20 protein-coding genes are annotated in these 21,678 nt (G+C 63.4%); 9 read left to right on the forward strand and 11 right to left on the reverse strand.

The window, feature by feature from the left end:
* Positions 1–16: 16 nt before the first annotated feature.
* Together ACUTAG_RS26615 and ACUTAG_RS26620 are read left to right on the forward strand one after the other, a co-directional pair.
* Positions 17–391, forward strand: coding sequence for a glutaredoxin family protein (locus tag ACUTAG_RS26615; protein WP_148316674.1), 375 nt, complete (start codon positions 17–19; stop codon positions 389–391).
* Positions 392–404: 13 nt separating this feature from the next.
* Positions 405–827 carry a hypothetical protein gene (locus ACUTAG_RS26620; RefSeq protein WP_026384670.1) on the forward strand — a complete coding sequence of 141 codons (423 nt, stop codon included), beginning with the start codon at positions 405–407 and terminating at the stop codon, positions 825–827.
* A 94-nt stretch (positions 828–921) separates the two neighbouring features.
* On the opposite strand, the gene ACUTAG_RS26625 is transcribed toward ACUTAG_RS26620, so the two are convergent.
* Positions 922–1,989, reverse strand: coding sequence for an AraC family transcriptional regulator (locus ACUTAG_RS26625; protein WP_006384093.1), 1,068 nt, complete (start codon positions 1,987–1,989; stop codon positions 922–924).
* Positions 1,990–2,432: 443 nt separating this feature from the next.
* Between ACUTAG_RS26625 and ACUTAG_RS26630 the strand changes: the two genes are divergently transcribed.
* Complete coding sequence (locus ACUTAG_RS26630; protein ID WP_054446784.1) at positions 2,433–3,428, forward strand: SDR family oxidoreductase; 996 nt, start codon at positions 2,433–2,435, stop codon at positions 3,426–3,428.
* Positions 3,429–3,432: 4 nt separating this feature from the next.
* Here the strand turns inward: ACUTAG_RS26630 and ACUTAG_RS26635 are convergent, their stop codons facing one another.
* The 4 genes from ACUTAG_RS26635 to ACUTAG_RS26650 all read right to left on the reverse strand — a co-directional run bounded on the left by ACUTAG_RS26635 (position 3,433) and on the right by ACUTAG_RS26650 (position 7,239).
* Positions 3,433–4,422: a tripartite tricarboxylate transporter substrate binding protein gene (locus ACUTAG_RS26635; RefSeq protein WP_446650383.1), complete on the reverse strand. Its 990-nt coding sequence runs from the start codon at positions 4,420–4,422 to the stop codon at positions 3,433–3,435.
* Between the two features lie 77 nt (positions 4,423–4,499).
* A complete protein-coding gene (locus tag ACUTAG_RS26640; protein WP_054446786.1) occupies positions 4,500–5,543 on the reverse strand; it encodes a hydroxyacid dehydrogenase in 1,044 nt (347 codons plus the stop codon).
* Positions 5,540–6,208, reverse strand: coding sequence for an RraA family protein (locus ACUTAG_RS26645; protein WP_238920363.1), 669 nt, complete (start codon positions 6,206–6,208; stop codon positions 5,540–5,542). The genes ACUTAG_RS26640 and ACUTAG_RS26645 overlap by 4 nt, the downstream gene beginning before the upstream one ends.
* Positions 6,209–6,339: 131 nt before the next feature.
* Positions 6,340–7,239 carry a LysR family transcriptional regulator gene (locus tag ACUTAG_RS26650; protein ID WP_155872700.1) on the reverse strand — a complete coding sequence of 300 codons (900 nt, stop codon included), beginning with the start codon at positions 7,237–7,239 and terminating at the stop codon, positions 6,340–6,342.
* Positions 7,240–7,405: 166 nt separating this feature from the next.
* Between ACUTAG_RS26650 and ACUTAG_RS26655 the strand changes: the two genes are divergently transcribed.
* Entirely contained in the window at positions 7,406–8,563 is a 1,158-nt protein-coding gene (locus ACUTAG_RS26655; protein WP_446650384.1) for an alpha-hydroxy acid oxidase, read from the forward strand.
* A 10-nt stretch (positions 8,564–8,573) separates the two neighbouring features.
* On the opposite strand, the gene ACUTAG_RS26660 is transcribed toward ACUTAG_RS26655, so the two are convergent.
* The 5 genes from ACUTAG_RS26660 to ACUTAG_RS26680 all read right to left on the reverse strand — a co-directional run bounded on the left by ACUTAG_RS26660 (position 8,574) and on the right by ACUTAG_RS26680 (position 15,923).
* Complete coding sequence (locus ACUTAG_RS26660; RefSeq protein WP_446650385.1) at positions 8,574–10,094, reverse strand: surface lipoprotein assembly modifier; 1,521 nt, start codon at positions 10,092–10,094, stop codon at positions 8,574–8,576.
* Positions 10,095–10,262: 168 nt separating this feature from the next.
* Positions 10,263–11,153 (reverse strand): hypothetical protein, encoded by an 891-nt coding sequence (locus ACUTAG_RS26665; RefSeq protein ID WP_054446789.1) that lies wholly within the window; start codon positions 11,151–11,153, stop codon positions 10,263–10,265.
* 239 nt (positions 11,154–11,392) lie between these two features.
* Positions 11,393–14,179 (reverse strand): TonB-dependent siderophore receptor, encoded by a 2,787-nt coding sequence (locus tag ACUTAG_RS26670; RefSeq protein ID WP_446650386.1) that lies wholly within the window; start codon positions 14,177–14,179, stop codon positions 11,393–11,395.
* 211 nt (positions 14,180–14,390) lie between these two features.
* On the reverse strand, positions 14,391–15,386 hold the full coding sequence (locus tag ACUTAG_RS26675) for a FecR domain-containing protein (protein ID WP_446650387.1): 996 nt from the start codon (positions 15,384–15,386) through the stop codon (positions 14,391–14,393).
* A 15-nt stretch (positions 15,387–15,401) separates the two neighbouring features.
* The gene (locus ACUTAG_RS26680) at positions 15,402–15,923 is read right to left on the reverse strand and encodes a sigma-70 family RNA polymerase sigma factor (protein ID WP_006384106.1); all 522 of its coding nucleotides are present in this window, start codon (positions 15,921–15,923) and stop codon (positions 15,402–15,404) included.
* 402 nt (positions 15,924–16,325) lie between these two features.
* On the opposite strand from ACUTAG_RS26680, the gene ACUTAG_RS26685 reads away from it, so the two are divergent.
* Positions 16,326–16,478: a hypothetical protein gene (locus ACUTAG_RS26685; protein WP_207384858.1), complete on the forward strand. Its 153-nt coding sequence runs from the start codon at positions 16,326–16,328 to the stop codon at positions 16,476–16,478.
* A 320-nt stretch (positions 16,479–16,798) separates the two neighbouring features.
* Here the strand turns inward: ACUTAG_RS26685 and ACUTAG_RS26690 are convergent, their stop codons facing one another.
* Entirely contained in the window at positions 16,799–17,461 is a 663-nt protein-coding gene (locus tag ACUTAG_RS26690) for an imm11 family protein (protein ID WP_446650388.1), read from the reverse strand.
* Between the two features lie 1,019 nt (positions 17,462–18,480).
* Here ACUTAG_RS26690 and ACUTAG_RS26695 point away from each other — a divergent pair.
* From ACUTAG_RS26695 to ACUTAG_RS26710, 4 genes are all read left to right on the forward strand, one after another.
* Complete coding sequence (locus ACUTAG_RS26695; protein ID WP_127481426.1) at positions 18,481–19,053, forward strand: hypothetical protein; 573 nt, start codon at positions 18,481–18,483, stop codon at positions 19,051–19,053.
* Positions 19,054–19,279: 226 nt separating this feature from the next.
* Positions 19,280–19,690 carry a hypothetical protein gene (locus ACUTAG_RS26700; protein WP_127481428.1) on the forward strand — a complete coding sequence of 137 codons (411 nt, stop codon included), beginning with the start codon at positions 19,280–19,282 and terminating at the stop codon, positions 19,688–19,690.
* Between the two features lie 141 nt (positions 19,691–19,831).
* Positions 19,832–20,368 (forward strand): hypothetical protein, encoded by a 537-nt coding sequence (locus ACUTAG_RS26705; RefSeq protein WP_006384110.1) that lies wholly within the window; start codon positions 19,832–19,834, stop codon positions 20,366–20,368.
* Positions 20,369–20,482: 114 nt separating this feature from the next.
* Positions 20,483–21,487 (forward strand): hypothetical protein, encoded by a 1,005-nt coding sequence (locus ACUTAG_RS26710; protein WP_131727922.1) that lies wholly within the window; start codon positions 20,483–20,485, stop codon positions 21,485–21,487.
* Positions 21,488–21,678: the final 191 nt, after the last annotated feature.

Here is a 21,678-nt window from a genome sequence, read left to right on the forward strand (position 1 = left end):
TTTCAAGTTGCCATCCATGATTGTCAAAGCCTTGCGTGCCGGTTTGGGCCAGCTGATTGTGCTGGGCGATGCGCTTACGCGGCCCCGCCCGCAGCAACGCTCGGCGCAAGGCCAGGCCGCCGTCGATAGGGAGGCGGCCGCGCTGTCGCTCTACCAATTCCATGCCTGCCCGTTCTGCGTCAAGACGCGGCGCGCCATCCATCGTTTGAACGTGCCGGTTGCGCTGCGCGATGCCAAGGGGGATCCCCAGGCCCGCGCCGAATTGCAGGTCGGCGGCGGCAAGGTCAAGGTGCCTTGCCTGCGCATCGAGGAAGCGGGAGGCACACGCTGGATGTACGAATCCAGCGACATCATCGCCTACCTTGAACAACGCTACGCGAACGTGGCCTGACGGAGCCGCGCCATTGGCACGCGCCGCCCGCCTTGCCTTGCTGACCGTCTGCGCGGCCGTCGCGCTGGCGGGCTGCGATTCGTCGCCGCCGCCGCCGCCCGCCGGGTCCAGGTTCACGGCCGAAACCCTGGCCACCCAGGAAACGCCACCCGAACTCCAGTTCAGGGGCGAGCTGGCGGGCAAGCCCATCCACCTGCTCATGCATGAATGCAAGGTTTACAAGGTGGACTCGGCAGAGGGCGGCAATGTCGCCTGGACGTTGGTGCTGGAGGGCGATTTCTCCCTGTTGCCCACGCGCTGCGTGCGCCAGGAACTGACCGCGGGCAAGGGCTTCGTGAAGGCGTTCATTGGCCGCCAGGCGTTCGGCGCTGGCGGCTGCTGCACTGGCATCCCGGAATACCGCTCGACCGACGGGCTGACCTGGAAGCCGCGCTGATGCGCGCGGCGCAAGGCAGGGGGGCCGTGTGCGATGGACCATCGCCACGGCAGCCTGAACGGCAGGCCCCGCCCGTCTTGTCGACGTTGCCGCTTCAACCGTGCCGGCGCACGCTCTGGCTGGGGCTTTCGCCGTAGCGCGCCTTGTAGCTGGCGCTGAAGCGCCCCAGGTGGGCAAAACCCCAGCGCAGCGCCACGCCGGCGACGTTCTGGCATTCGCCGGACACCAGCTCGGCGCGCGCCCGCTCCATGCGCAGGTCGCGCAGATAGTGCATGGGGCTGATTCCCAGGAATTCCTTGAAGCCGGCATACAGGCTGCGCACGCTGACTCCCGCGATGCGCGCCAGCTGCTCGGCGCTGACCGGCTCGTGCGCATGCGCCTGCAGGTAATCCTGCACGCAGCGCACGTGGCGCGGCAGCACCGCGCCGCGGCGGCCCGCCGGGGTGGCGCTGTAGTTGTGGGGCAGGGTGGACAACAGCGTCGCCGCCACCAGCTGTTCCATCTGGTGCACGATCAGCTTGTGCTCGGCCAGGTCGGCGTGCTGCGAGGAACAGTCCAGCAAATACGCCATCAGGCAGCGCCAGGCCGGACACTCGCGCCAGCGGAACCCCAGCTGGAAGCGCAACGGCCGCTCCAGGGTACAGCCCAGGTGGCCCACCAGCGTGCGCTCCAGCAGCGAGCGGCCCACGCGCAGCATGAACTGGTCGTTGTCGTCGGCCCAGTGCATCGCCAGGTCGTCGTCCGGGCTGACCACCGAGGCCACGTCCGGCGTCGAATCCACCCGCTGCGGCCCGCTTTCGATCAGGGCGGTGCCCGCCAGCGGCATCTGCACCAGAAAGAAGTCCTCCAGCGGTCCCGGCCGGATCTCGACGTGCGCCCCGTAGCGCAGCCGGTTCAGCGACACCTCGCCCAGCGGCTGGTGGTGCATGCGCGCGTTCAGGCGCTGCGTCGAACCCACCACCCCCAGGTGGTGGGGCCGCATCACCCGGCCCACCATGGCGCGCGCCTCGTCCAGGTCGCCCGAGGCGAACAGCTGGTGCGCGGGCGTCGCCAGGATGGTGTCGGCGCGCCAGCCGGCGGCGCCGGCCATTCCCGCTCCCGCCGAGCGGGGCTCGGCGGGGTGCCATGATGCCTCGGCATCGGACTGCGTCATGTTCAGCATGGCCGGGATTCCTTGCTCTGTCCTGATGTCCGGCGGGCAGCGGCCACCGGTTCCCCTGGCGGCCGCACGGGTGCGGCGCGCCTTTATGATGGTCCTCATAGTAAAGCGCCGGGCCGGTGGCGGGACTGCTGGAAAACCCGTCCCGCCGGCGGCGGAACTATCCATTTTTCGCCGCGCCTGTCCGGGGACTGCGAAAAATCGTCATCGGCGCCGATGGGCGATGCTGCGCTTAGAGAATGGCCCGCGGCTCCTTGTCGGCGATCGGTGATCAGCGTGTCCACCTCGGTCGCAAGATTTCAGCGGACGAGCGAGAAGCGGCTACGTCCCGCATTTTTATTCCAGGTTCGAGATAGATTTCCGTGAGCGGGGTCCATCAGCGCCAGGCATTGCGCTTGCTGCTCCCGCGGGCCAGGCGCATGGGGCGCCTCGCTCGGGAGAATTGCATGAAAGTGAATCTGAAACCGTTACGTGACCAGGTCATCGTGATCACGGGCGCCGGCAGCGGCATCGGCGCCGTGACCGCGCGCATGGCGGCCGCCAAGGGGGCCAGGGTGGTGCTGGCGGGCCGCCAGGAGGCGGCGCTGGAACAGGTGGCGCGGGACATTACGCAGGAAGGCGGCGCCGCCGCCACCGTGGTGGCCGACGTTGGCGTGCAGGAAGATCATGAGCGCATCCTCGCGCTTGCCGTGGAGCGGTTCGGACGCGTGGACACCTGGGTGAACAACGCCGGTGTGTCGATCTACGGCACGCTGGAGCAGGTGCCGATCGAAGACCAACGCAAGTTGTTCGACACCGACTACTGGGGCGTGGTGTATGGCTCGCTGGCCGCCGTGCGGCACATGAAGGCCACCGGCGGCGCGATCATCAATCTGGGCAGCGAAGTGTCCGATCGCGCGGTTCCGCTGCAGGGCGCCTATTCGGCGGCAAAGCATGCGGTCAAGGGCTACACCGACGCCTTGCGCATGGAGCTGCGGCAACTGGGCGCGCCGATTTCGGTCACCCTGATCAAACCGGCCTCGATCGCCACCAAGTTCACCGAACACGCGCGCAACTACATGGACGCCCAGCCGGACCTGCCTCCGCCCATCTATGCGCCCGAGCTGGTGGCCGAGGCCATCCTGCATGCCGCGCAGACGCCGGTGCGTGACCTTTTCGTGGGCGGCGCCGCCAGGGCGATTTCGGCCTTTGGCCAGAACATGCCGGGGCTGGCGGACCGCATGGCGGGTTGGCTGTTTCGCCACCAGCGAGGTCCGCGGACCTACGAGGAAATGGGGCAGGATTCGCTGTACGACGCCGGCGGAGAACATGCGGCGGTGCGGCGCCCCGGACGCAGGTTCAGCGCGTATTCCTGCACCGCGATGCATCCGCAGGCGACGACGCTGGCCGTGCTGGCGCTGGCGGGCGGCGCGCTGGCATGCGTGCTGCGCGGCCGCCGCTGATCCGCTACTTATCCAGCCACGGCGCTTCCTTCCAGAGCGCCTGGAACTCCGCTTCGCCGGCCGCCAGTTCCTTGGCGTACTCCGGGGGCGGCAGATAGCGCAGCGGCGCGAACATGTCCCTGGCCTTGGCCTGGAACTCCGGATCGTCCACCGTGCGCTTCACGGCGGAGACGAGCTTGGCGCGCACATCGTCGGGCAGGCCCTTGGGCGCGGCCAAGCCGCGCAGCGATGCCAGCTCGAAATCGAAGCCCTGTTCCTTGAAGGTGGGCACGTCCGGCAGCGCCGCCGACCGCGTCTTGCCCATCTGGCCCAGCATGCGCAGCGGCGTTCCGCCTTTCTGGTATTGCAGCGCTTCGCCCACGTTGATGGCGCCGATCGTGATCTCGCCGCTCGCCAGCGCGCCGCGTACCTCCCCGGCGCCCTTGTAGGGGATGTGGCTGAGCTTGCCGCCGGACACCCGCTCGAAGCGCAGCATGGCCAGGTGGTCATCGGAGCCCGTGCCCGTGGTGCCTACCGTCACCTTGCCCGGGTTCTTCTTGGCGTAGGCGGACAGGTCGGCCAGCGTCTTGATCGGGTTGTCGTTCAGCACCGAGAATGCGCCGGGATCGTCGATCAGGTTGCCCAGCAGATCGAAGCTGCGCCAGGTGAAACTGGTCTTGCGCTCGATGGGGATCGTCAACAGGTTCGGCGTGTTGATGAAGCCGATGGTGTAGCCGTCGGGCTGGGCCCGGGCCAGCTCCGAGAATCCAATCGCGCCGCCCGCGCCTGGGCGGTTCAGCACGACGATGCGGGCATCGCCGCCCAGGTATTTCTGCAGATAGGGCGCCATCATGCGGGCCACCAGGTCGGTGCCTCCGCCCGGCCCGTACGACACGATCAGGTTGATCGGGTGTTCGGGATAGCCGGCCGCTTGCGCGCCGCCGGTCAACAGGGCGGCGCCCGCCAGCAGGGCCGCAAGGGCGCGCCGCGTCCAGCGTTTGTCTTGTCTTTGCATGAGTTGTCTCCTTGGTATTTTGGCGGGGTCCGGCCTGCGCCACGCCTTGCGGCGCGGGCGGCGGCCCCGCCGCATTGTTATGTCAGGTTTGCGATGCGTTTGGCCGCCAGCGGCCAGGCCTGCGGATTGATGAGTTGTGGTGGGCGTTCGCCACGCAGCATCGCGGCGAGCTGCGTGGCCGATGAACGGGCGACGTTGCGCCGGGCTTCGTGCGTGACGCCGGCGGTATGGAAGGTGGCGACGACGTTGGACAGGCCCAGCAGCGGCGCGCCGCGCTCGGGCGGCTCCTGGTCCCAGACGTCCAGCCCCGCGCCGCGCAGATGCCCCGCGCGCAGCGCGTCGTGCAGCGCCGCTTCGTCATGGATGCCGCCGCGCGCCGTCGTGATGAACACCGCTCCGCCTTTCATGGCCGCGAAGGCCTTTGCGCCGAACAGGCCGCGCGTGGAGGCGTCCAACGGGCAATGCAGCGACACCACGTCGGACCGCGCCAGCAGTTCGTCCAGCGACACCGGTTCCGCGCCGCGGCTGCGGATGACGTCGGCGGACAGCAGCGGATCGTGCGCGATCACGCGCAGGCCGAAGCCGCGCGCGATGCGGGCGACACAGGTGCCGATCTTGCCGATGCCGACCAGGCCGAGGACGCGGCCATGGATTTCGTGGCCCATCAGATCTTCGCGCGTGAAGCCGGCATCGTGGCGCAGGCGATGGTGGGATTCCACCACCCGCCGCTGCACGGCCAGCAGCAACGCGTACGTGTGCTCGGCCACCGACTCCGCGTTGCCTCCCGCCTGGTTGACCACGGCGATGCCCGCCGCGGTGCAGGCCGCCACGTCGATGGTGTCGTAGCCCGCGCCGCCGGACGAAACACATACCAGGTCCGGGCATTGCGCGATCAGTTCGGCATTGACGAACCATTGCCGCGGCAGTTCGTCCTTGGCCGCGGAAACGTGATACGCATGGGCCGACTTCAGGCCGGCCAGCGTGCGGGCATCGTCGCCCCTTGCCGGCAGCACCGACAGCGAGATGCCGGGCGTGCCGCCGATGATCTCGTCGAACACCGGATCGAGCCAGAGGTCCAGGCGGCAGAGCCGGGCGGGTTTGGAATGTGCCGCCACGCTCACAGCACGCCTCGCGCCGTGAGCGTGGCGTCGACCCAGGCGCGGTCCAGCGTTCCGCGCGCGATGTCCTCCAGCACGCGGGCTTCCGCTGCGGCGATCGCGCGCACGCGCGCCGCGATGGCGGGCGCTTCGTCGGCGCGGATTGCCAGCAGTCCGTCGGCATCGCCCACCAGCAGGTCGCCCGGCAGCACCACCATGCCGTCGATCGCTACCGGCACGTTGATGGCGCCCGGGCCGTCCTTGTAGGGTCCGCGATGGGCGACGCCGCGCGCGTAGACGGGAAAGTCGCCGGTGCCGATCGTCTCGCTGTCGCGGATGGCGCCGTCGATCACGAAGCCCGCCAGCCCGCGCCTGGCGGCCCATCCCGCCATGATCTCGCCGATGATGGCGTTGCTCATGTCGCCGCCCGCATCGACCACGATCACATCCCCCGGCTCGGCGGAATCTATCGCCTTGTGAACCATCAGGTTGTCGCCGGGCCGCGTGCGCACGGTGTAGGCGCGGCCCAGGATGCGGCGGGTGCGATGCATCGGGCGCAAGGCCGAGGTTCCGGTCGCGCGGCTCATCGCATCGCTGATGTTGGCGACCGCCAATGCTTCATATGCCGCGAGTGTCTCGCGGCTGGGGCCGGCAGGACATTCCTGCAGCGTGAATCCGAACTCCGACATGGCGTCTTGTCTCCTTGGATGATTGTCCGAGGCGACTCTACGCCGGGCTCACGGCGGTTTAAAGCGAATAATTTGATGTCGAAAACAACGCTTTTTGGAAAGCGTTGCGAAGGGGCGTACGCGCAGGGGGGCTAGATCATCCCGGCGGGCGCGTGGAAATCCAGGCACGCCTGCGCGTGCGAGCGCAGGCTCTCCAGCATGGGCCGCGTATCGTCGCGGCGCCATTGGAAGGTGTAGGCCAGGGGCGGCAATGGCGGAAAGCGCGGCAGCCGCCGCAGGTCGCCGCGCTGGATGAGAACCTGGGCCCAGGCGGCGGGCAGGAAACCCAGCCCCAGTCCCTGCCGCAGCATGGCGGCAATGCCGGGCCAGCTGTTGCAGCATTGATTGCGGCCCGGCGATACGCGCTGCTCGGTCAGCCAGTCGTCGAGAATACGGATTGCCCCCGAGCTTTGCGGCAGGGTGATGAGCGTCAGGCCAGGCAGGTCGGCCACTTCGAGCGAGGCCGCATCGGGCACGGCCCTGGCCGACACCACCCATTCGAAATGGGCGCTGCCGATCACGCGCGAGGCCAGCGAAGATCGGGACGAGGGCCCCGCGATCACCCCGAAGTCGAGCTCGCCTTCCTCCAGCCCGCGCTCGACCAGTTCGCCCACGCCCACGAAGGGCTCGACCAGGAGGTTGGGGTGCGCCTGCTGGATGACTTCGATCAGCCCGGCCATCCACGTCATGGCGGTCAGCTCGCCGGCGCCGAAGCGGCAACGGCCGGAGTAGCTGAGGTTGTTGCTGGCTTGCTGCATGAACTGGTCCGCATTGCGCAGCAGGTCCTTGGCATGGGGCACCAGTTGCTCGCCAAGCGCGGTCAGGGTCGCGCTACGGGCGCTGCGGCTGAACAGCGCGGCGCCGATTGAGGATTCCAGCTCGCCGATCCGCTTGGACAACGACGACACCGAGATATTCAGCCGATTCGCGGCGATGGCAAAGTTCTTGCAGGTGGCGGCCCAGTAAAAGGCCTCGAGTTGCTTGAGCGTCATGGGGGCGGAGGATCGGGCCGGCGGCGAGCCGATTGAGGGCGACGAAAAGTGTAATAAAGGTCTTCAATAAAGTCACTTTATTCAACTCTCGGCCCGGCCTATAGTCTTTCGCCGTCAAGACCCTTGCACGGCGGATCGGCCGCCGAGCGTCGCCAGGAATCCCATCATGTCAGATCCGCTGCGCCGCATGCTCAGCCTGCACGACTTCGAAACCGCTGCCCGGCGGATACTGCCCAAGCCCCTGTATGCCTATGTGTCGGGCGCGGTGGAAGACGGACAGTCCGAACGCGGCAATCGGCAGGCCTACGACGATTACGGGTTCCGGCCCAAGGTGCTGGTGGACGTGTCCCGCCGCAGCACGCGCTGCACGGTGCTGGGCCGCGAGTACGCGGCGCCCGTTGGCGTGGCGCCCATGGGCATTGCCGCGCTGACCAGCTATCGCGGGGACGTCATGCTGGCCCGCGCCGCGGCCGAGGCGGGCGTGCCCTGCATCATGAGCGGATCTTCGCTGATCCGCCTGGAAACCGTAATGGAGGCGGCGCCCGGGACCTGGTTCCAGGCCTACCTTCCCGGCGACGGCGCGCAGATCGCCGCGCTGATCGATCGCGTCGCCGCAGCCGGGGTGGACACGCTGGTGCTGACCGTCGATACGCCGGTCGCCGCCAACCGCGAGAACAACGTGCGGGCGGGCTTTTCCACGCCGCTGCGGCCCAGCGTCGGCCTGGCCTGGCAGGGCGTCACGCACCCCAGCTGGTTGATCGGCACCTTTCTGCGCACGCTGGCCCGCCACGGCATGCCGCACTTCGAAAACAACTATGCGACGCGCGGCGCGCCCATCCTGTCCGGGAATGTGCTGCGAGACTTTTCCGATCGCGGCCATCTGAACTGGCAACACGTGGCCGCCATACGCAAGACCTGGAAGGGCAGGATGGTCCTGAAGGGCATTCTGCACCCGGACGACGCGCGGGCCGCGCGCGCGCACGGCATGGACGCGGTCATCGTGTCCAACCATGGCGGCCGGCAGCTCGATGGCAGCGTTTCTCCCTTGCATGCCTTGCCCGCCATCGTGGACGCCGCGGGCGGCATGGACGTCATGCTCGACAGCGGCGTGCGGCGAGGCACGGACGCGCTGAAAGCGATGGCGCTTGGCGCGCGCTGCGTGTTCGTGGGCCGTCCGTTCAACTACGCGGCGACGGTGGCCGGCCAGCGCGGCGTGGCCCATGCCATCGCGCTGATCGTCGAAGAGATCCGGCGCAACATGGGTCTGCTCGGTATCGTCGACCTGCGAGAGGTGAACCAGAGCCTGTTGCAACGCAGCCGGTAGTCGCGTCCCGTCAGAACCGCTTCTCCAACATCAGGCTGACTTCGGTCCGGTCCCGCGCATACATGGGCAAATTGCTGGCGATCTTGAGGTAACTGAGGTTCAGCTTCGGTTCCAGCCCGGCGATCTTGAAGTCCGGCGACCAGACCGAGGCGTCCACGCGCAATTCGCGATCGCGGCGCCGCTGGTTCAGGAACAGGGCGTAGGGCGACTCATACGCCTGCCGGCCGTAGCGCGCGCTCAGGCGCGCGCCGAGCATCCGGCCGAAGGTCTTGACCACGCCCAATTGCGCCCACGGGAAGCGATAGGTGTACTCGCCCGCCGCCACCGCTTCGCGCTGCAGGCCGACGCTGCCGTAGGCCAGCAGCGCCGGCGAGAGCACGCGGATAGCCGTCAGCGACAGCACGTCCAGGTGGCCGTCGTAGGCGGCATAGGCGCGGTCGTCATAGCCGCGCTTGAGCCATAACCAGGCGCCCATCAATTGCCAGTCGGGCGCTGGCCGCCAACCGTATTCCAGGCTCATGCCGTGGTTGTGGCTGTACCGCCGGCCACCCATCCAGCTTCGGCCCGCCTGCGGCGTCGCGGCGAACCAGCGCGTGGCATCCTGCCACTTGTAGCCGCCGCGCAGGGTCATGGTACGGTCGCTGTAGTCCCGCTGCACGCGGTAGGCGGTGCCGTCGATATCCGCGCCCAGCGTGTAGTAGTGATGCCCGCCGAGATTGCGTTCGACATTGGCGCTGCCGCTGTACTTCAAACCCCAATCCGATTTGGGCAGCGCATCGCGGCTCTTGGCGAACGGCGCCCACACCGGCCCCCGCCGCGTTGCGATCGGCAGGTACAGCATCGGGTCGCGATTGGCCGAATTGACGTTGTTGCTGTAGACGGCGCCCGCGCCCAGGCGGAAATTCCAGCGGCGCTGCTGGGCCAGCGCCTGCCGGTACTGCATCACGCTGCGCTGCGCCGCCGGCTCCAGCGATCCCAGGCGCAGGTCCGCCAGTTCGGCGTCGGACTGCGCGAATTGGCGGTCCTCCATCAGCATGGCGGCCAGTTCCAGCCGCACGTAGCCCAGGTCGGGATGCTGCGCGATCAACTGGCGGTAAAGCGCGATGGCCTCGGCCAGGCGCCCATCGCGGCGCAGCAGCGCGCCATGCACATAGTCGCGCAGGATCGGATCGACGCCGGTCATCCAGGGATAAAAGCGCATCACGCGCCGCAAGGTGTTCCAGTCCTCCTGCAGCATGGCCTGGTTGAGGATGCGTTCGGTCAGCTTGAGGTTGCGGGCCAGGTCCTGGTCCGTCAGTTCGACCGGCGGGTTCGCGGGTTGGGCGGGGTGGCGGTGCGTGATGGCCGGCGTGGGGCGAGGCGGGGGCGGCAGCGGCGGGGTGTCCGGTTCCAGCGGGCGGACGGGGGCGGGCAGGGCGGCGGGGAGCGGCGCGGCCGGTTGGGCCTGGAGCGCGGGCGGCAGGCTCAGGACGAACAGCGCAAGGATGAGCGCGGCGGAACGCTCGGAGCGGCGTGAAGGGCGGGGCGGCACGGGTCTCCCGGATGCGGTAGTGGATAGGCAAAAGGACTGCAAGGGAGAACCCCTTGCAGTCCGTGATGGGCGAGGCCGGTGGTCAGGGATGTCTAATATTCAAATAGAAGTACAAGTGAGATTGATGTCTATTAAATAAAAATCCCTGCCCCGGCTTTGCCACGGCGTTTACTGCTTGGCGCCGATGACGGCTACGCCGCCGATGCGCTCCGGCAGGCCGGTGATGGTGCCGGCGATTTCCGCGCCGTTGGGGCCGAACAGGGTCAGGCTGTATTCCGGCGTAGCTTCCGGTCCCATAATTTCTTTCCATGCGTCGAAGTTGCTGACGTCGTTTGCCGTAATCGTTACGTCTCCAGCGAAGACCAGACCGTTGCTGGTCGTGGCTAACGCCGCTGGATCCAGCTTGCCGTTAGTGATATCGAAGACGATATTCTTGCCGTTCGAGGAAATCCTGGCCGGAATCTTGATTTCGTTCAGCGAGAACGATCCTTCGCCCGTGGCCGCGCTCGGCCCGGTCACCGTGACCTGATAGTCGAACATGCCGCGCGGGAAGTTGGAGAACGTCACCCCGGCGTAGTTGTACGTGCCGTTCACCAGCGTGCCCGGCGCGGTCTGGTCGCCGATGATGTGCTTGACGAAGTGGCGGCCCTCGGTGCCCCGCGCCAGGTTGACCGTCGCCGCCGAATAGTTCTGGCGGTAGATGCGGTAGACCACCGGCGTCTTGACGCCAGCGGCCGAGGAATTGTCGTTCGAGGTCAGGCTCAGGTCGTCGTTGTGGCCCGTGCCGCCGGGGCCGTTCTTGCCGTACAGGGTGAAGGCTTGCAGGGCGTTCAGGTCGAACACGCTGGCGATGGCGGCGCTGGCCTGGGTCGGCGTGGCCACGGCGGTGGACGGGCCATAGGTCTGGCCGTTGTAGTTGAACGAACCCTGGTAGACCACGCTTGCCTGTTCGTCCAGGTTGCTGGGCTGGTTCAGGTCCAGTTGGTTCCATCCGGCGGAGGCGGTGCCGGCAAAGCCGGCCATCAGCAGGGCGGCGGAAAGCTTGGTGAGTCTGTACATGATGGTTTCCTTGAAAAGGAGAGTAGGAAATCCCAGTGATGACCGAGGGGGAACCAGGGTTGGTCCTGGGGGATGTGAATTCACTGGCCGATGGCGTTTCCGGAACATTCAAGGAAATCCGGTCGAGTCAGTGTCCACACTACGAGGACACGCGACGGCCCTCGAAAGTGCAAAGATTGGCCCGAAAAATTTGTATCTGTTGGGTTTGCCTTGCAGGCGGGAAGGAGCGTTTCGATCACTCACAAGCGGTAGCTCAAGGTCAGCAGCGCATTGCGCGGCGCGCCTGAGTTAAGAGACCGTTCATGCTGGTAATAAACCTTGTCGAACACATTGTTGACGTTCAACTGCAGGGCAAATCGTTGGTCGATCTGGTAACGCGCCATCAGGTCCACCAGGTAATAGGCATCCTGCTTCATCATCCAGTCCTGCTTGCGTTGCTGCACGTCCATGGGAATCCACGCGGACTGCGTGCTGCTCTGCCAGCGCACGCCCGCGCCCAGGGTCAGGCGCTTGAGGCGGTAGGTGGTGAACAGCTTGAAGGACTTCTCCGGCGCGCGATAACTGCCGGTCAGGTCGTCCACGGCGGAAAACAGGATTTCGCCGTCGAAGGGCGGCAGGATCTGCTTTTGCTTCACGTAACCCAGGGCGATGTTCCAGTCCTTCGTCAGGGCGCCGGTGACGTTGAACTCCCAGCCATAGACGCGCCAACCCTTGTTGTTGGTGGTCGGCGCGTTCGGATCGTAGCTTTGGTTGGGGAAGTCCTTTTGCGTCATGCGGAAGTACGAGGCCGCGACATTGAGCCGCTCGTCGAAGAACGCGCCCTTGACGCCGCCTTCCTCGGTGATCGAGCGCACCGGGGGCAGGTAGGCCCCGGTCTGGGCGCTGGTGCCGCCATTTTCACCGTTGTATTCGGGGTCGCGCACGTAGGACGTGGCGTAGCTGTAGTAGGCGTTCATCTGCGGCGTCAGTTCGACGATCAGGCCGCCATAGGGCAGGAATTTCGGGCGCAGCACGGGGTTGGTCAGCGGCCGCGCGAAATTCCAGCCCGGGCCGCAATCGTCGACGAGGCAGTCGGTCTCGACATCGTCCGACATGACATCCTTGGCCCAGCGGCCGCCCAGGATCAGGTGCAGGCGCTTCATGGGGCGCAAATGGCTGCTGAAGTAGTATCCGGTCTGCCGATACGTGGTGAGGTATCGCTCACGGGCGTGGTACATATCGTTGTGGCCGTCCCAGTCCCACGTTTCGGGGGGGCGGGAGGTAAAGCTGTCGATCGGAATGGCGCCCAGCGATATCCGCTTTAGTGGGGTGCCTCTTGGGGGGATGCAGAGCCGATTCCGGAAGCCACACGAATTGAAGGCGAGTGCCGGGGATTGCGCCGTCCCGCTACTGGCATAACCGCCATATCTCATGTGATGCGTGTTGTACGCATTGGCGCCCACGACGAATTCCTGTGTCCGGCCCAGCACCTCGATACGGCCTTTCAGGTGGACGTCCACGGCGTTGACGATGTTCTCTTCGTTGTCGCGCTTCGCCACGTAACTGGCGAACCCGCCCGGCGCGTAGTCGGCGAAGCCCGCCTGCGGCATGTAGTACGCGCCGCCCATTTCCCCGTACAGAATATCGTCTTTGTTGCTGGCATGGTTGTAGCTTGCCTTGAAGGACCAATCGTCGTTGAAATCATGATCCCAGGTCAGGAACAGATTGGTGTAGGTGCGATGGGTGCGCGACCAAGGGGTGGCATTGTTGAAGCTGCGCGCAACGCCGGTGGTCGGGAATATGATGCCGCCGCTGCCTCGCGGCTGGTCGCGCAGAAATTCGGGTAGATATTCCGGCGGTCTGTTGATGTACACCTCCGAAAACCGCGTCACGCCATGCGGCGAGGCCCCCTCCAGCTTGAAGTCGAATTGCGTCACCCCCGCGCTGATGCGATTGTTGTCGGTCACGTCCAGATCCCCGATCAGCGAGACCGCCGTGCGGTCGCTCTTGACCCGCTCGACCCAGTGATCGCCCTTCTGCATGGCCGCCGCGATCCGCATGCGGAAGCGGTCGTTGATCGGGGTGGAAAAATCCAGCTCGGCGCGGCGATTGTTCCAGCTGCCGTATTTCAGGTTCGCCGACAGGTGGCGGTCCAGGTAGGGGTGCTTGCGCACGAAGTTCAGGCTGGCCGAGGCGTCGCCTTCGCCGCCGGTCAGGCTGGTGGAGCCGCGCAGGATATCGATGCGCTCGTACAGGAAGGAGTCCTGCAGGCCCATGTTGCCATCCGCCCGGCCCGACAGGATGTAGCTGCTGGCCATGACGCCGTCCATCTGCACCGACGTCACCGGAAACGTGCGCGAAAAGATCGGCTGGTTCCCGGCTCCCGCCACCCCGGCGGTGATCAGCGTGATGCCCGGTGTCTGGTCCAGCACTTCGCCCACCGTCAACAACCCCTGATCCTGGATCTGCTGCGCCGTGAACGTCGTGATGCTCTGCGGCGTCTCCTTCGGCGCCAGGTCGAGCTTGGTGGCGCTGGAGGTGCTGCTGACGGTATAGCCGCGGTTGGGCGCGTCGCCTTCACGGTAGCCGCTGACGGTGACGGCGTTCAGCTGGGTCACGCCCGCCGCGTCCGCGGCGGCCGCCGCTTGCGGCAGGCCGCGCAACATGTAGCGGCCCGGTGCGCTCGCCACTGCTTCGAAGCCGCTGCCTTGCAGGATGCGGCGAAAACCCGTCTCCACGTCAAAGCTGCCGCGCAGCCCGGCGGATTCCTTGCCCGCCAGCAGGGAGGCGTCGAACGACAGGCTGACGTCGGCCGCCTGCGCATATTGGTTCAGCACGGTGCTCAGCGGCCCGGCCGGGATATCCACCCGCAAGGTGCTGGCGGTCAGGGCGGGCGGTGTTTGCGCATGGCTGGCGCGCAGCGGCGTGAATGCGGCCAACAGGGCCAGCAGCGTGACATTCAGCGTGAACTGGCGCGCGCGGGGCGAGGCGTGACGCGGCAGGCGGCGAGGCTGGGCGGAGGGTGATGCGAGGCGGGTAGCGGACATGGCGATGCAGCGATGGAAGGATTGAACACGCGGCGCGTCCAGACGCGGCACCGGTTCGGTTCGCGTTCATGGCGGGCGCCATCGCTACGAAGACACGCGAGACCATGCAAAAGTGCAAACGCGATTGAAAAAAATACTTATGTGATTGAATTCGCGGCTGGAGACCGACCACGCGGGCACGGTCTGCCGCCCGGCGCCGCCCTGGGCGCGGCTACGCCGCGGGGCGCGCCATGACCGTCACCCAGTAGCGCGTATGCCGTCGCGTCTGTACGGGGAAGCTGTCCGAGATTGCCGCCAGCGCTTCGTCGGTGTCCCGCAACGAGAAGACGCCGGAGACCCTCAGGCCGGCGACGGCGGGATCGCATCGCAGGACGCCGGGCCGATAGCGCGCCAGTTCGGCGATGACCTCGCCCAGCGGCCGGTCGACCACCGCGAGCCGGCCATGCACCCACGCCGCGGCGTCGGCGGCCGCGACGCCCACCGGGCCGGCGCCGTTGCCGTCGAATGACACCGCCTGGTTGGCGTGCAGCAGCACGGCGGGCCGATACGCCGCCGGTGACGCAGCCGCGCGGCCCGGCAGGACCGTGGCGGTTTGATCCAGCACCTCGACCCGCGTGGCGAGGTCATGCAGGCGCACGGTGAAGCGGGCCTCCTCGGGCAGGATGTCGCCGTGCGGCGTGCTGACGATGAACGGACGCCGCGTCACCCGCCCGGCCTGGTCCGGATGCGCCTGCACCAGGATTTCGCCGGCGCGCAGCACGACCCGCCGCCACTCGTCGTTGAACTCCAGCGTCACGCGGGTGGCCGTATTGAGATAGAGCTGGGAGCCATCTTCCAGTTGCAGCCGGCGCCGTTGGCCGGTGGCGGTATGCCATGCGTCCGCGTCCCGGGCACGGACCACGCCGTAGGCGCTGCCCGCCAACAGGCCCATGCCGGTCAGCGACAGCAGGCTGCGGCGCAGCAGTTGGCGGCGCGCGGGCCGGGCCAGCACGCAGGCGGCGACGTTGCCGGGCACGCGGCTGAAGGCATGACGCACCGATTGCAGCCGATCCCAGGCCTGGCGATGCGTGGCGCTGGCATCGAGCCAGGCCTGCCAGGCCAGGCGGTCGCGCGCTGTGGCGTCCTCGGCCATCAGGCAGGCGAACCAGCGCGCCGCCTCGTGTACGGCCCGTTGCTCGGCGGACGTCGGGGGGAGGACTTCGGCCATGCCGTCAATCGCGCATCAGAAGGCGGCCAGGCAGCAGTGCGCCATGGCCTGGGCGATGTAGTTCTTGACCGTGCGCAGCGAGACGTCCAGGCGCGCGGCGATCTCGGCGTAGGGCAGCCCCTGGAATTGCGACAGCACGAGGGCCTGTCTTACCTTCGGATTGAGGCCGTCGAGCATGCGGTCGAACTCGAACAGCGCTTCGCGCACCAGCGCCTGCGTTTCGGCGGAGGGAACCTGCTGCGGGGGCAGGGTGGCCAGTACTTCGAGATAGGCGATTTCGAGTGCCTGCCGGCGGTAGAAATTGGCGACCAGCCGTCCGGCCACGGCGGTCAGGTAGGCGCGGGGCTCGCGCAGGGAAGTGGGGCCGGGGTGTAAAGGCGGGGCGGCGCACAGGACGCGGACGAAGGTGTCCTGGAGCAGGTCGTCGGCGTCCTCGGCGCGGCGGACCTTGCCGCGAATCCAGTTGCGCAGCCAGCCACGATGCTCGCGGTATAGGCCACCGACCTGGCAGGCGGTGGTGGCGAGGCACTTTTTCATGGGGAAACGGCGCGATGGGAGTGCGAATGGAAAGCGTTTTGTTTTTATAGTCGATGGGCAAGGAGAGTCCGGCCGGATTGGCGGGGAAGGGCAGGAAATCGGGCTTGTCTGAGGGGGAAGGGGGCGGGATGGAATCCGTCCATGGGGGCGCTGGCCACGCTGTCCGGCCGAGCGCCAAGGGGAAGGTTCGCGCATAAGCCTTGTATGTTTTTTCAAGGCGATGGGGTGGGCATGTCTTACTGCAATGTATGGATTTAATGAGGGTTATGCAGGCTATAAAAGCCGTACAATTCAGTAATGTGTATGGAGCTTGGCGGTAAGATCTTGATTGTCCATGGGACTTGTGGCGCTCGCTTGTCCCACTCCCGCTTGCAGCTGCTGACGTAGCGTTTTGAGGAAATGATGAATTTTTGGGTCCCTGTAATCTTCGGTACGTTCAAGGTCCTCGTGTTGGGCACGGGCATGTTCCTGGCCATCAAGTCCCATCGCGATGGGGAAAAAAAGGACAAGGAGAAGATGGCGAAGGAGAAAGAGAAGGAGATGAAGGCAACGTAGGGGGGGGGGGCTCGTTGCTATTGCGAGGCTTCATATTCCAGTTGTGTGCATGAGCGCTCGCACGCCTCGCGGTTTCGGTTTGGCTGTGTCGGAGCGATGGCCGGCAGTCAGCGCACTGCGGGCGTTGCGGCTGTCGTGCGGCAATGCCAGTGAAGGACCGCTTTGCGCAAGGCGGCTCGGCCAAGGATGGCAATGGGTCGCCGCTGAATCCTATGCCCGTATGACCGAGGTGAGCGTCGACAGCGCTTCGACGTGTCGGACACCCCGCTGCGCGGATCGACCACGCTGGAGGCTTACATTCGGGACCTGGTGGCCCCGCTCTAAATGTCGGCGACATCGCGCAGCCGTACGCCGGAGAAGTTGGCCGCGCGCAATGCATCGAACATGGCGCGGTCGCAGATGGGAGGCGCTCCCATGCGATCCTGGCGGAAGATATGGGCAGCTCCCACAACATCCTGTTTGAACACCAAGCTGGCCCCGCCGACGAGGCTGTAAAGTTTCTCGTTCTCGCCGGTCTGATAATTGTGGTCGAGCTTGATCCTCACGCGAGAAGAGGCTTCATCCAGGGCATCGAGTCTGCGCAGCACATTGCCCAGATAGTACGGAGGGGCGGGGCTGCCGTCGGCAAGGCTGAAGTCGCATGCCACAAATGCAAACGCCTCGGCGTCCAACTGCTCAAACAGTTGCTTCAACGGCTCCGACACAATCCATATGCCAGCGAGCTCTTCCAGATCGCGTGGCATTGCGCCCTTCGCCGGTACATGAACCAGGTGGGGACGCTCCGGATACTTGCCTGGTATTCCATCAGGACGCGAGACGACATTCATCCCCGGATCGATCAGCTTCACTTCGTTGGCGATTTCTATGCCGGGAACCCTGCCGTTTTCCAAGACGCTGGCGTCGATCAGGAAAAATTCGCCCTTATGGGATGCGGCTTCGGCTGAAACTTCAATGGCGCTGGGTTCGGTCACGGTGGCTTCCATCACGGATGCGGGGGCGGAACGGGAATGCAGTTGAGCCGATCCTAGCCGGGCTTTGGCGCGGCCACAAGCTCGGCCGCGCGCGGCGTTTTTGCTCGCATGTTGGCGTGCGCCTCGTGGAACAGATTCCTATGTCGTTGATTGCAAGAAAGGTTTTGTGCCGCTGCCGCGCCGTTCGGTGGTCGAGCGCAGTTTCGGTTGAGCAATCGCTTCAGGCGTTTGACGCTGGACTACGAATGCTTGCCGGAAGCGGACGGCTACCAAGGTTCGCTTCCGGCCAATAGCGGTCCCTGCGGGGTTAGAAGCATACAGCTAACGTTGAAGCTGAGCCGCGAGCGGCAACTTGTCGACGCGCGTCGGCTCGAGCGACTGTTTCGTCGTTTCTGCCCTTGCTTCGGTAGGCTGTTTAGTGGGTTCAAAGCAGCGGGGCGGGGGGGCGACACATTTCTCGGGCGGCCCGGGATGATGAGGTCTAAGGTTGGCATAACTGTCGGCCAGCGCAGGCAAAGTCCGTTGACCATGCGATTGGTGGATCAAAGTCTTGATTAGTACTGACCTCGTATGTTGCGATCTCAGAGACAGGCTCAATCCAGATGCCCCACACTGATAGCACTCTGCTTGAAGTTCCCGCCGCTGCATGCGCTTTCCAGAACTCAGGCAGTTCGACACGAGAGGCGCGCTCCGCCTCCGAGATAACTGCGGGGACCACAGCCCAGATCGAAGGAAATTGCTGACAGGCCGACTCGAGGGCAGTGACTCGTTGTGCCGGGCCGCCAACAGCACCCATACGAGGGTTCGCCCGATTTGATACTCAAGGTAGTTGGAGTACGTCCCGAGTGGCGACCTTGGCGTAGATCGGGCAATGACATAAGGCACCTAACGCAATGAAGACAGGCTTTCTGCTCCCTCCGGAAATCAGTCGGGTACGAGCCACACACCGGCATTCCACTATAGCTGTTATATTCAGATAAAAATAATCACACATTCTAATATTGATGGCGCATTGTGTTGAAGGCACGCAGATGAAGAATATGCAGGGAATGAAGAAAACGACGGCGATGATTGCCCTGGCTGCCCTGGTCTCGGGGTGTGCACCCAGTAGCCCATATCTGCCGAAAGAATATGATCCGACGGCAAGCGCCCGGTTGCGGGTTTACTTTGGGCCTCCGACCAGAATTACCCTGAACCACAACTGCATCGATAGATCGCGCTCATACAGCTTCGAAGCCAACGATCCCTTGGTACGCGGAATCAGCAATACGGTGATAGGCATGCCCATGCCCAATATCGACGAAAAGTACTATTCCGAGTACGTCGTTACGGCCGGGATTCCGATCGCCATACATTCGCGGGGCGGCGGGTGGAGCGCTCCGAATTCGATAGGTATGTCCATGTACAGCACGGAATTCGGCCAGTCGATTACCGCAGTGCTTGAACCTGGAAAGGACTATGAGACGCTCTATCAGCATCCTAATACGGTCTTGCGCGAGCTTGTCGTGGAGGATGGTGTAGTGCGCACGAAGCCCGTGGCCGTCAAGAAGTCCGAGGTGTGCAAAGTCGACAGGACGCCGCTCCCGAAGAGTGGAAACTCCTGACTCTACCGGGAAAGTATGTTGATCTCCGCCTCCCGAGCGCCTGTTTTGTCAATCCGGTATTTGGCGACTGTCGATGTTCATGGAAGTTGGGAACACCCACTTCTTGGAAATCAATGGCTTGGAAACTCTTGGCTCATTGAAATTGGAAGTGTTTGATTCACTCAAAGTTGAGAATTCGCCCCTCGGGAGGAACTTAACTTAATCGCTCGCGCAACCGAAGAAGTCAATGCAAATCGAAATCAAGCGTCCTCTTGAGTTCTTTCTTGAAGTTCTGGAGACAGATGATCATGTGCCTTCTATGCGGGTTCAGATACGTATCGTTGTTGCTCAGTTCTTGCATACGTACCGCTACGAAGGATCTTGTTGGATCGAATGCAAGGAGTGGGACAGCTTTGTGCGGTCTTTGTCGGTGCCAACCATAGAAGGTGCAGTCCTTCATAGTATGAGTGAGGAGTTCAAGTTCTTGATTCACCAAAGCAACGGGCGTTCATCTATCAATTTGGATCTTGCAAAATCAGATGTTGGGACAAATCGGCAGGTGAAACTCTCATTTGAGGCCGCGCTTGACGACGATGCGTTTTCAAATATCAGAGATGAATTTGTCAACTTCCCGATTTGGTGGGATCCCTCCAGGTGAGCACGGAGCGAAATTCTGCTTTGGGTCGGAGGCTGCCTGTCGTCAACGACTGGTTGCGGCCACAATCAGTCATTCCATCACTGTTTAAGAACGACGAGTTTTCTCTCTATCGTTTAAATCTATTTAGGTATCTCGAAGCTCATGTACGACATCAAGCAGTTGGTAGCACTCGAGAACGAATTGCGCCAAACTATTCGCTCCAAGTTCGTAGACTTTTTTGCTGCCCACGACTACACCACAGACAGCAAGTCCGTAATCTCGAGGTCCGTCAGCTCTTTGTCCGACGTGGCGGCTTTGCACTACGGCACTGGTCTGTACGTCATTATGTCTGACTATCAGTCTGAAAAAAATAAGTGCCGCCTCATCGTTGATGGTCTAAAGGCAATCTACCGAGGCCACAGCTACAGAGTAAAGGGGCGCATAAAGAGCCATCTGTTCAATGACCACTACCGCAGCAATCTGCCCGCTGGAGGCGTTCGTTACGACGTTTGCATGAAGCTTGATGATAAGAACGGCATCAATGTTTCTGATCAGCCGTACAGCAACTACCGTTGGTGCGTTGTGGTTTACAAGATGAAGGGAAGTTCAAAGATGATTCGAGAGCAGGCGGAGCACGCCTTCGATGAGGTATTCGGCCGCCCACTCGGATCAAAAGAGGCTGGGCAAGCAGACACCTAACCTTTCCATCGAGAGGATGTTAATAGTCTGGCTACCTGCTTTGGGGCAAGATCTGCCAGACCGCGTAGTCTCCTAGCGGGCTGTCAGCCTTACGCTATTTCATGATATTCACCTATGTTGAACCTAGACTCTAATCGCACAGAATTGCTATTCAATGCGTACATTGATGAATTCCACGTTGTTGACAAGGACACGATGTTCAATGAGTTATCCAAAGGCACGTTTACAGAATTTCATAGAAAAAAAGCGAGTGTGTATTTTCTTGCCAAAACACGTCGGGTGACTTTTTTTCCAAAAACATTCGTTATTGAGGCGGATTTTTGTTTGAGTGGGAAAATAAAAATAGGAAATCGTGTCGAGGAGGTGCGTTTTAATGTTGCAAAGATGCTCTTCGAGGCGAGCGGTGTCAAGACGCACTTTTCTTCTTGGGAACATTGGGCAACGGAAGTAATGTCGGAATGGGAAGTAAAGAACGCTCAAAATATGTCGGCGAGCCAGTTGTATCGAACGTTCAGCGCAATTGACCTTGAACTCTCCAGCGAAGCCTACTTGTACATTGATTGCAAGCTTTTGCAAGGCGTTAAAGGCGGCGATCTGAAGGCCCGCACTGTAGTAAATCCTATTCAGCTTGCTCATATGTTTGATTGGGGTGTGTTCGACGACATCGAGATCCTGTATGTCGGCAAGAGCAAGGATAGCGTTCTCAATCGGACTATGAATCACAACAAATGGGGGGCCATTACAAGCGCGGTAAAACAAGACGAGATGGTGCTCGTATATTTCATGAACATCGCACACAGTCCAATGGCGAAGTTTTCACCTTTCCCGCTATTGAGAGTGGTCGGTGCGATAGAAGATGACGAACTCGACCGAGATGCGGTAAGCGTGATTACAGAGGCCGCGCTGATCAAGCACTTCTTTAAAGAGAAGGGATTCAACGAACAAGTAGTAACTCAGCCGATTGAAGAGGTGGCTAAGATAAAAGAGATGCTGGTTGACCGTGGTTACACTGGAGTGCTCGTGGCGTTACAACTTGAGGGGCCTCTCGGCGTGCTTGGTACAGACGCCACTGGCTATCATAACCACCATGTTGCTAGCTACATGCTGCAGCAACTGTAGTGCTGCCAGCAAAGGTCGAGTCAGGTCAACATAGCGTTCGCCGCGGCACCTATTGGATACTAGAGCGACCTTCTTAATGCGCTGGGCACAGATTAAATCTTGTGGATACGCGTGAGGCTGGTCTTCACGGTTGAGCGGGACACGGCAGGGTAAGTTATTGAAATGATTTCCACGGCATGATTTAAAGTGGT

The sequence above is a fragment of the Achromobacter sp. CSND-B12 genome (assembly GCF_052906545.1).

Bases quoted from the DNA above. Each gene is read 5' to 3' on its own strand.
- ACUTAG_RS26615 (WP_148316674.1), top strand. From the start codon at position 17: ATGATTGTCAAAGCCTTGCGTGCCGGTTTGGGCCAGCTGATTGTGCTG.
- ACUTAG_RS26625 (WP_006384093.1), bottom strand. From the start codon at position 1,989: ATGCTGAACATGACGCAGTCCGATGCCGAGGCATCATGGCACCCCGCC.
- ACUTAG_RS26630 (WP_054446784.1), top strand. From the start codon at position 2,433: ATGAAAGTGAATCTGAAACCGTTACGTGACCAGGTCATCGTGATCACG.
- ACUTAG_RS26635 (WP_446650383.1), bottom strand. From the start codon at position 4,422: ATGCAAAGACAAGACAAACGCTGGACGCGGCGCGCCCTTGCGGCCCTG.
- ACUTAG_RS26645 (WP_238920363.1), bottom strand. From the start codon at position 6,208: ATGTCGGAGTTCGGATTCACGCTGCAGGAATGTCCTGCCGGCCCCAGC.
- ACUTAG_RS26650 (WP_155872700.1), bottom strand. From the start codon at position 7,239: ATGACGCTCAAGCAACTCGAGGCCTTTTACTGGGCCGCCACCTGCAAG.
- ACUTAG_RS26655 (WP_446650384.1), top strand. From the start codon at position 7,406: ATGTCAGATCCGCTGCGCCGCATGCTCAGCCTGCACGACTTCGAAACC.
- ACUTAG_RS26665 (WP_054446789.1), bottom strand. From the start codon at position 11,153: ATGTACAGACTCACCAAGCTTTCCGCCGCCCTGCTGATGGCCGGCTTT.
- ACUTAG_RS26670 (WP_446650386.1), bottom strand. From the start codon at position 14,179: ATGTCCGCTACCCGCCTCGCATCACCCTCCGCCCAGCCTCGCCGCCTG.
- ACUTAG_RS26675 (WP_446650387.1), bottom strand. From the start codon at position 15,386: ATGGCCGAAGTCCTCCCCCCGACGTCCGCCGAGCAACGGGCCGTACAC.
- ACUTAG_RS26680 (WP_006384106.1), bottom strand. From the start codon at position 15,923: ATGAAAAAGTGCCTCGCCACCACCGCCTGCCAGGTCGGTGGCCTATAC.
- ACUTAG_RS26685 (WP_207384858.1), top strand. From the start codon at position 16,326: ATGAATTTTTGGGTCCCTGTAATCTTCGGTACGTTCAAGGTCCTCGTG.
- ACUTAG_RS26690 (WP_446650388.1), bottom strand. From the start codon at position 17,461: ATGGAAGCCACCGTGACCGAACCCAGCGCCATTGAAGTTTCAGCCGAA.
- ACUTAG_RS26695 (WP_127481426.1), top strand. From the start codon at position 18,481: ATGAAGAATATGCAGGGAATGAAGAAAACGACGGCGATGATTGCCCTG.
- ACUTAG_RS26700 (WP_127481428.1), top strand. From the start codon at position 19,280: ATGCAAATCGAAATCAAGCGTCCTCTTGAGTTCTTTCTTGAAGTTCTG.
- ACUTAG_RS26705 (WP_006384110.1), top strand. From the start codon at position 19,832: ATGTACGACATCAAGCAGTTGGTAGCACTCGAGAACGAATTGCGCCAA.
- ACUTAG_RS26710 (WP_131727922.1), top strand. From the start codon at position 20,483: ATGTTGAACCTAGACTCTAATCGCACAGAATTGCTATTCAATGCGTAC.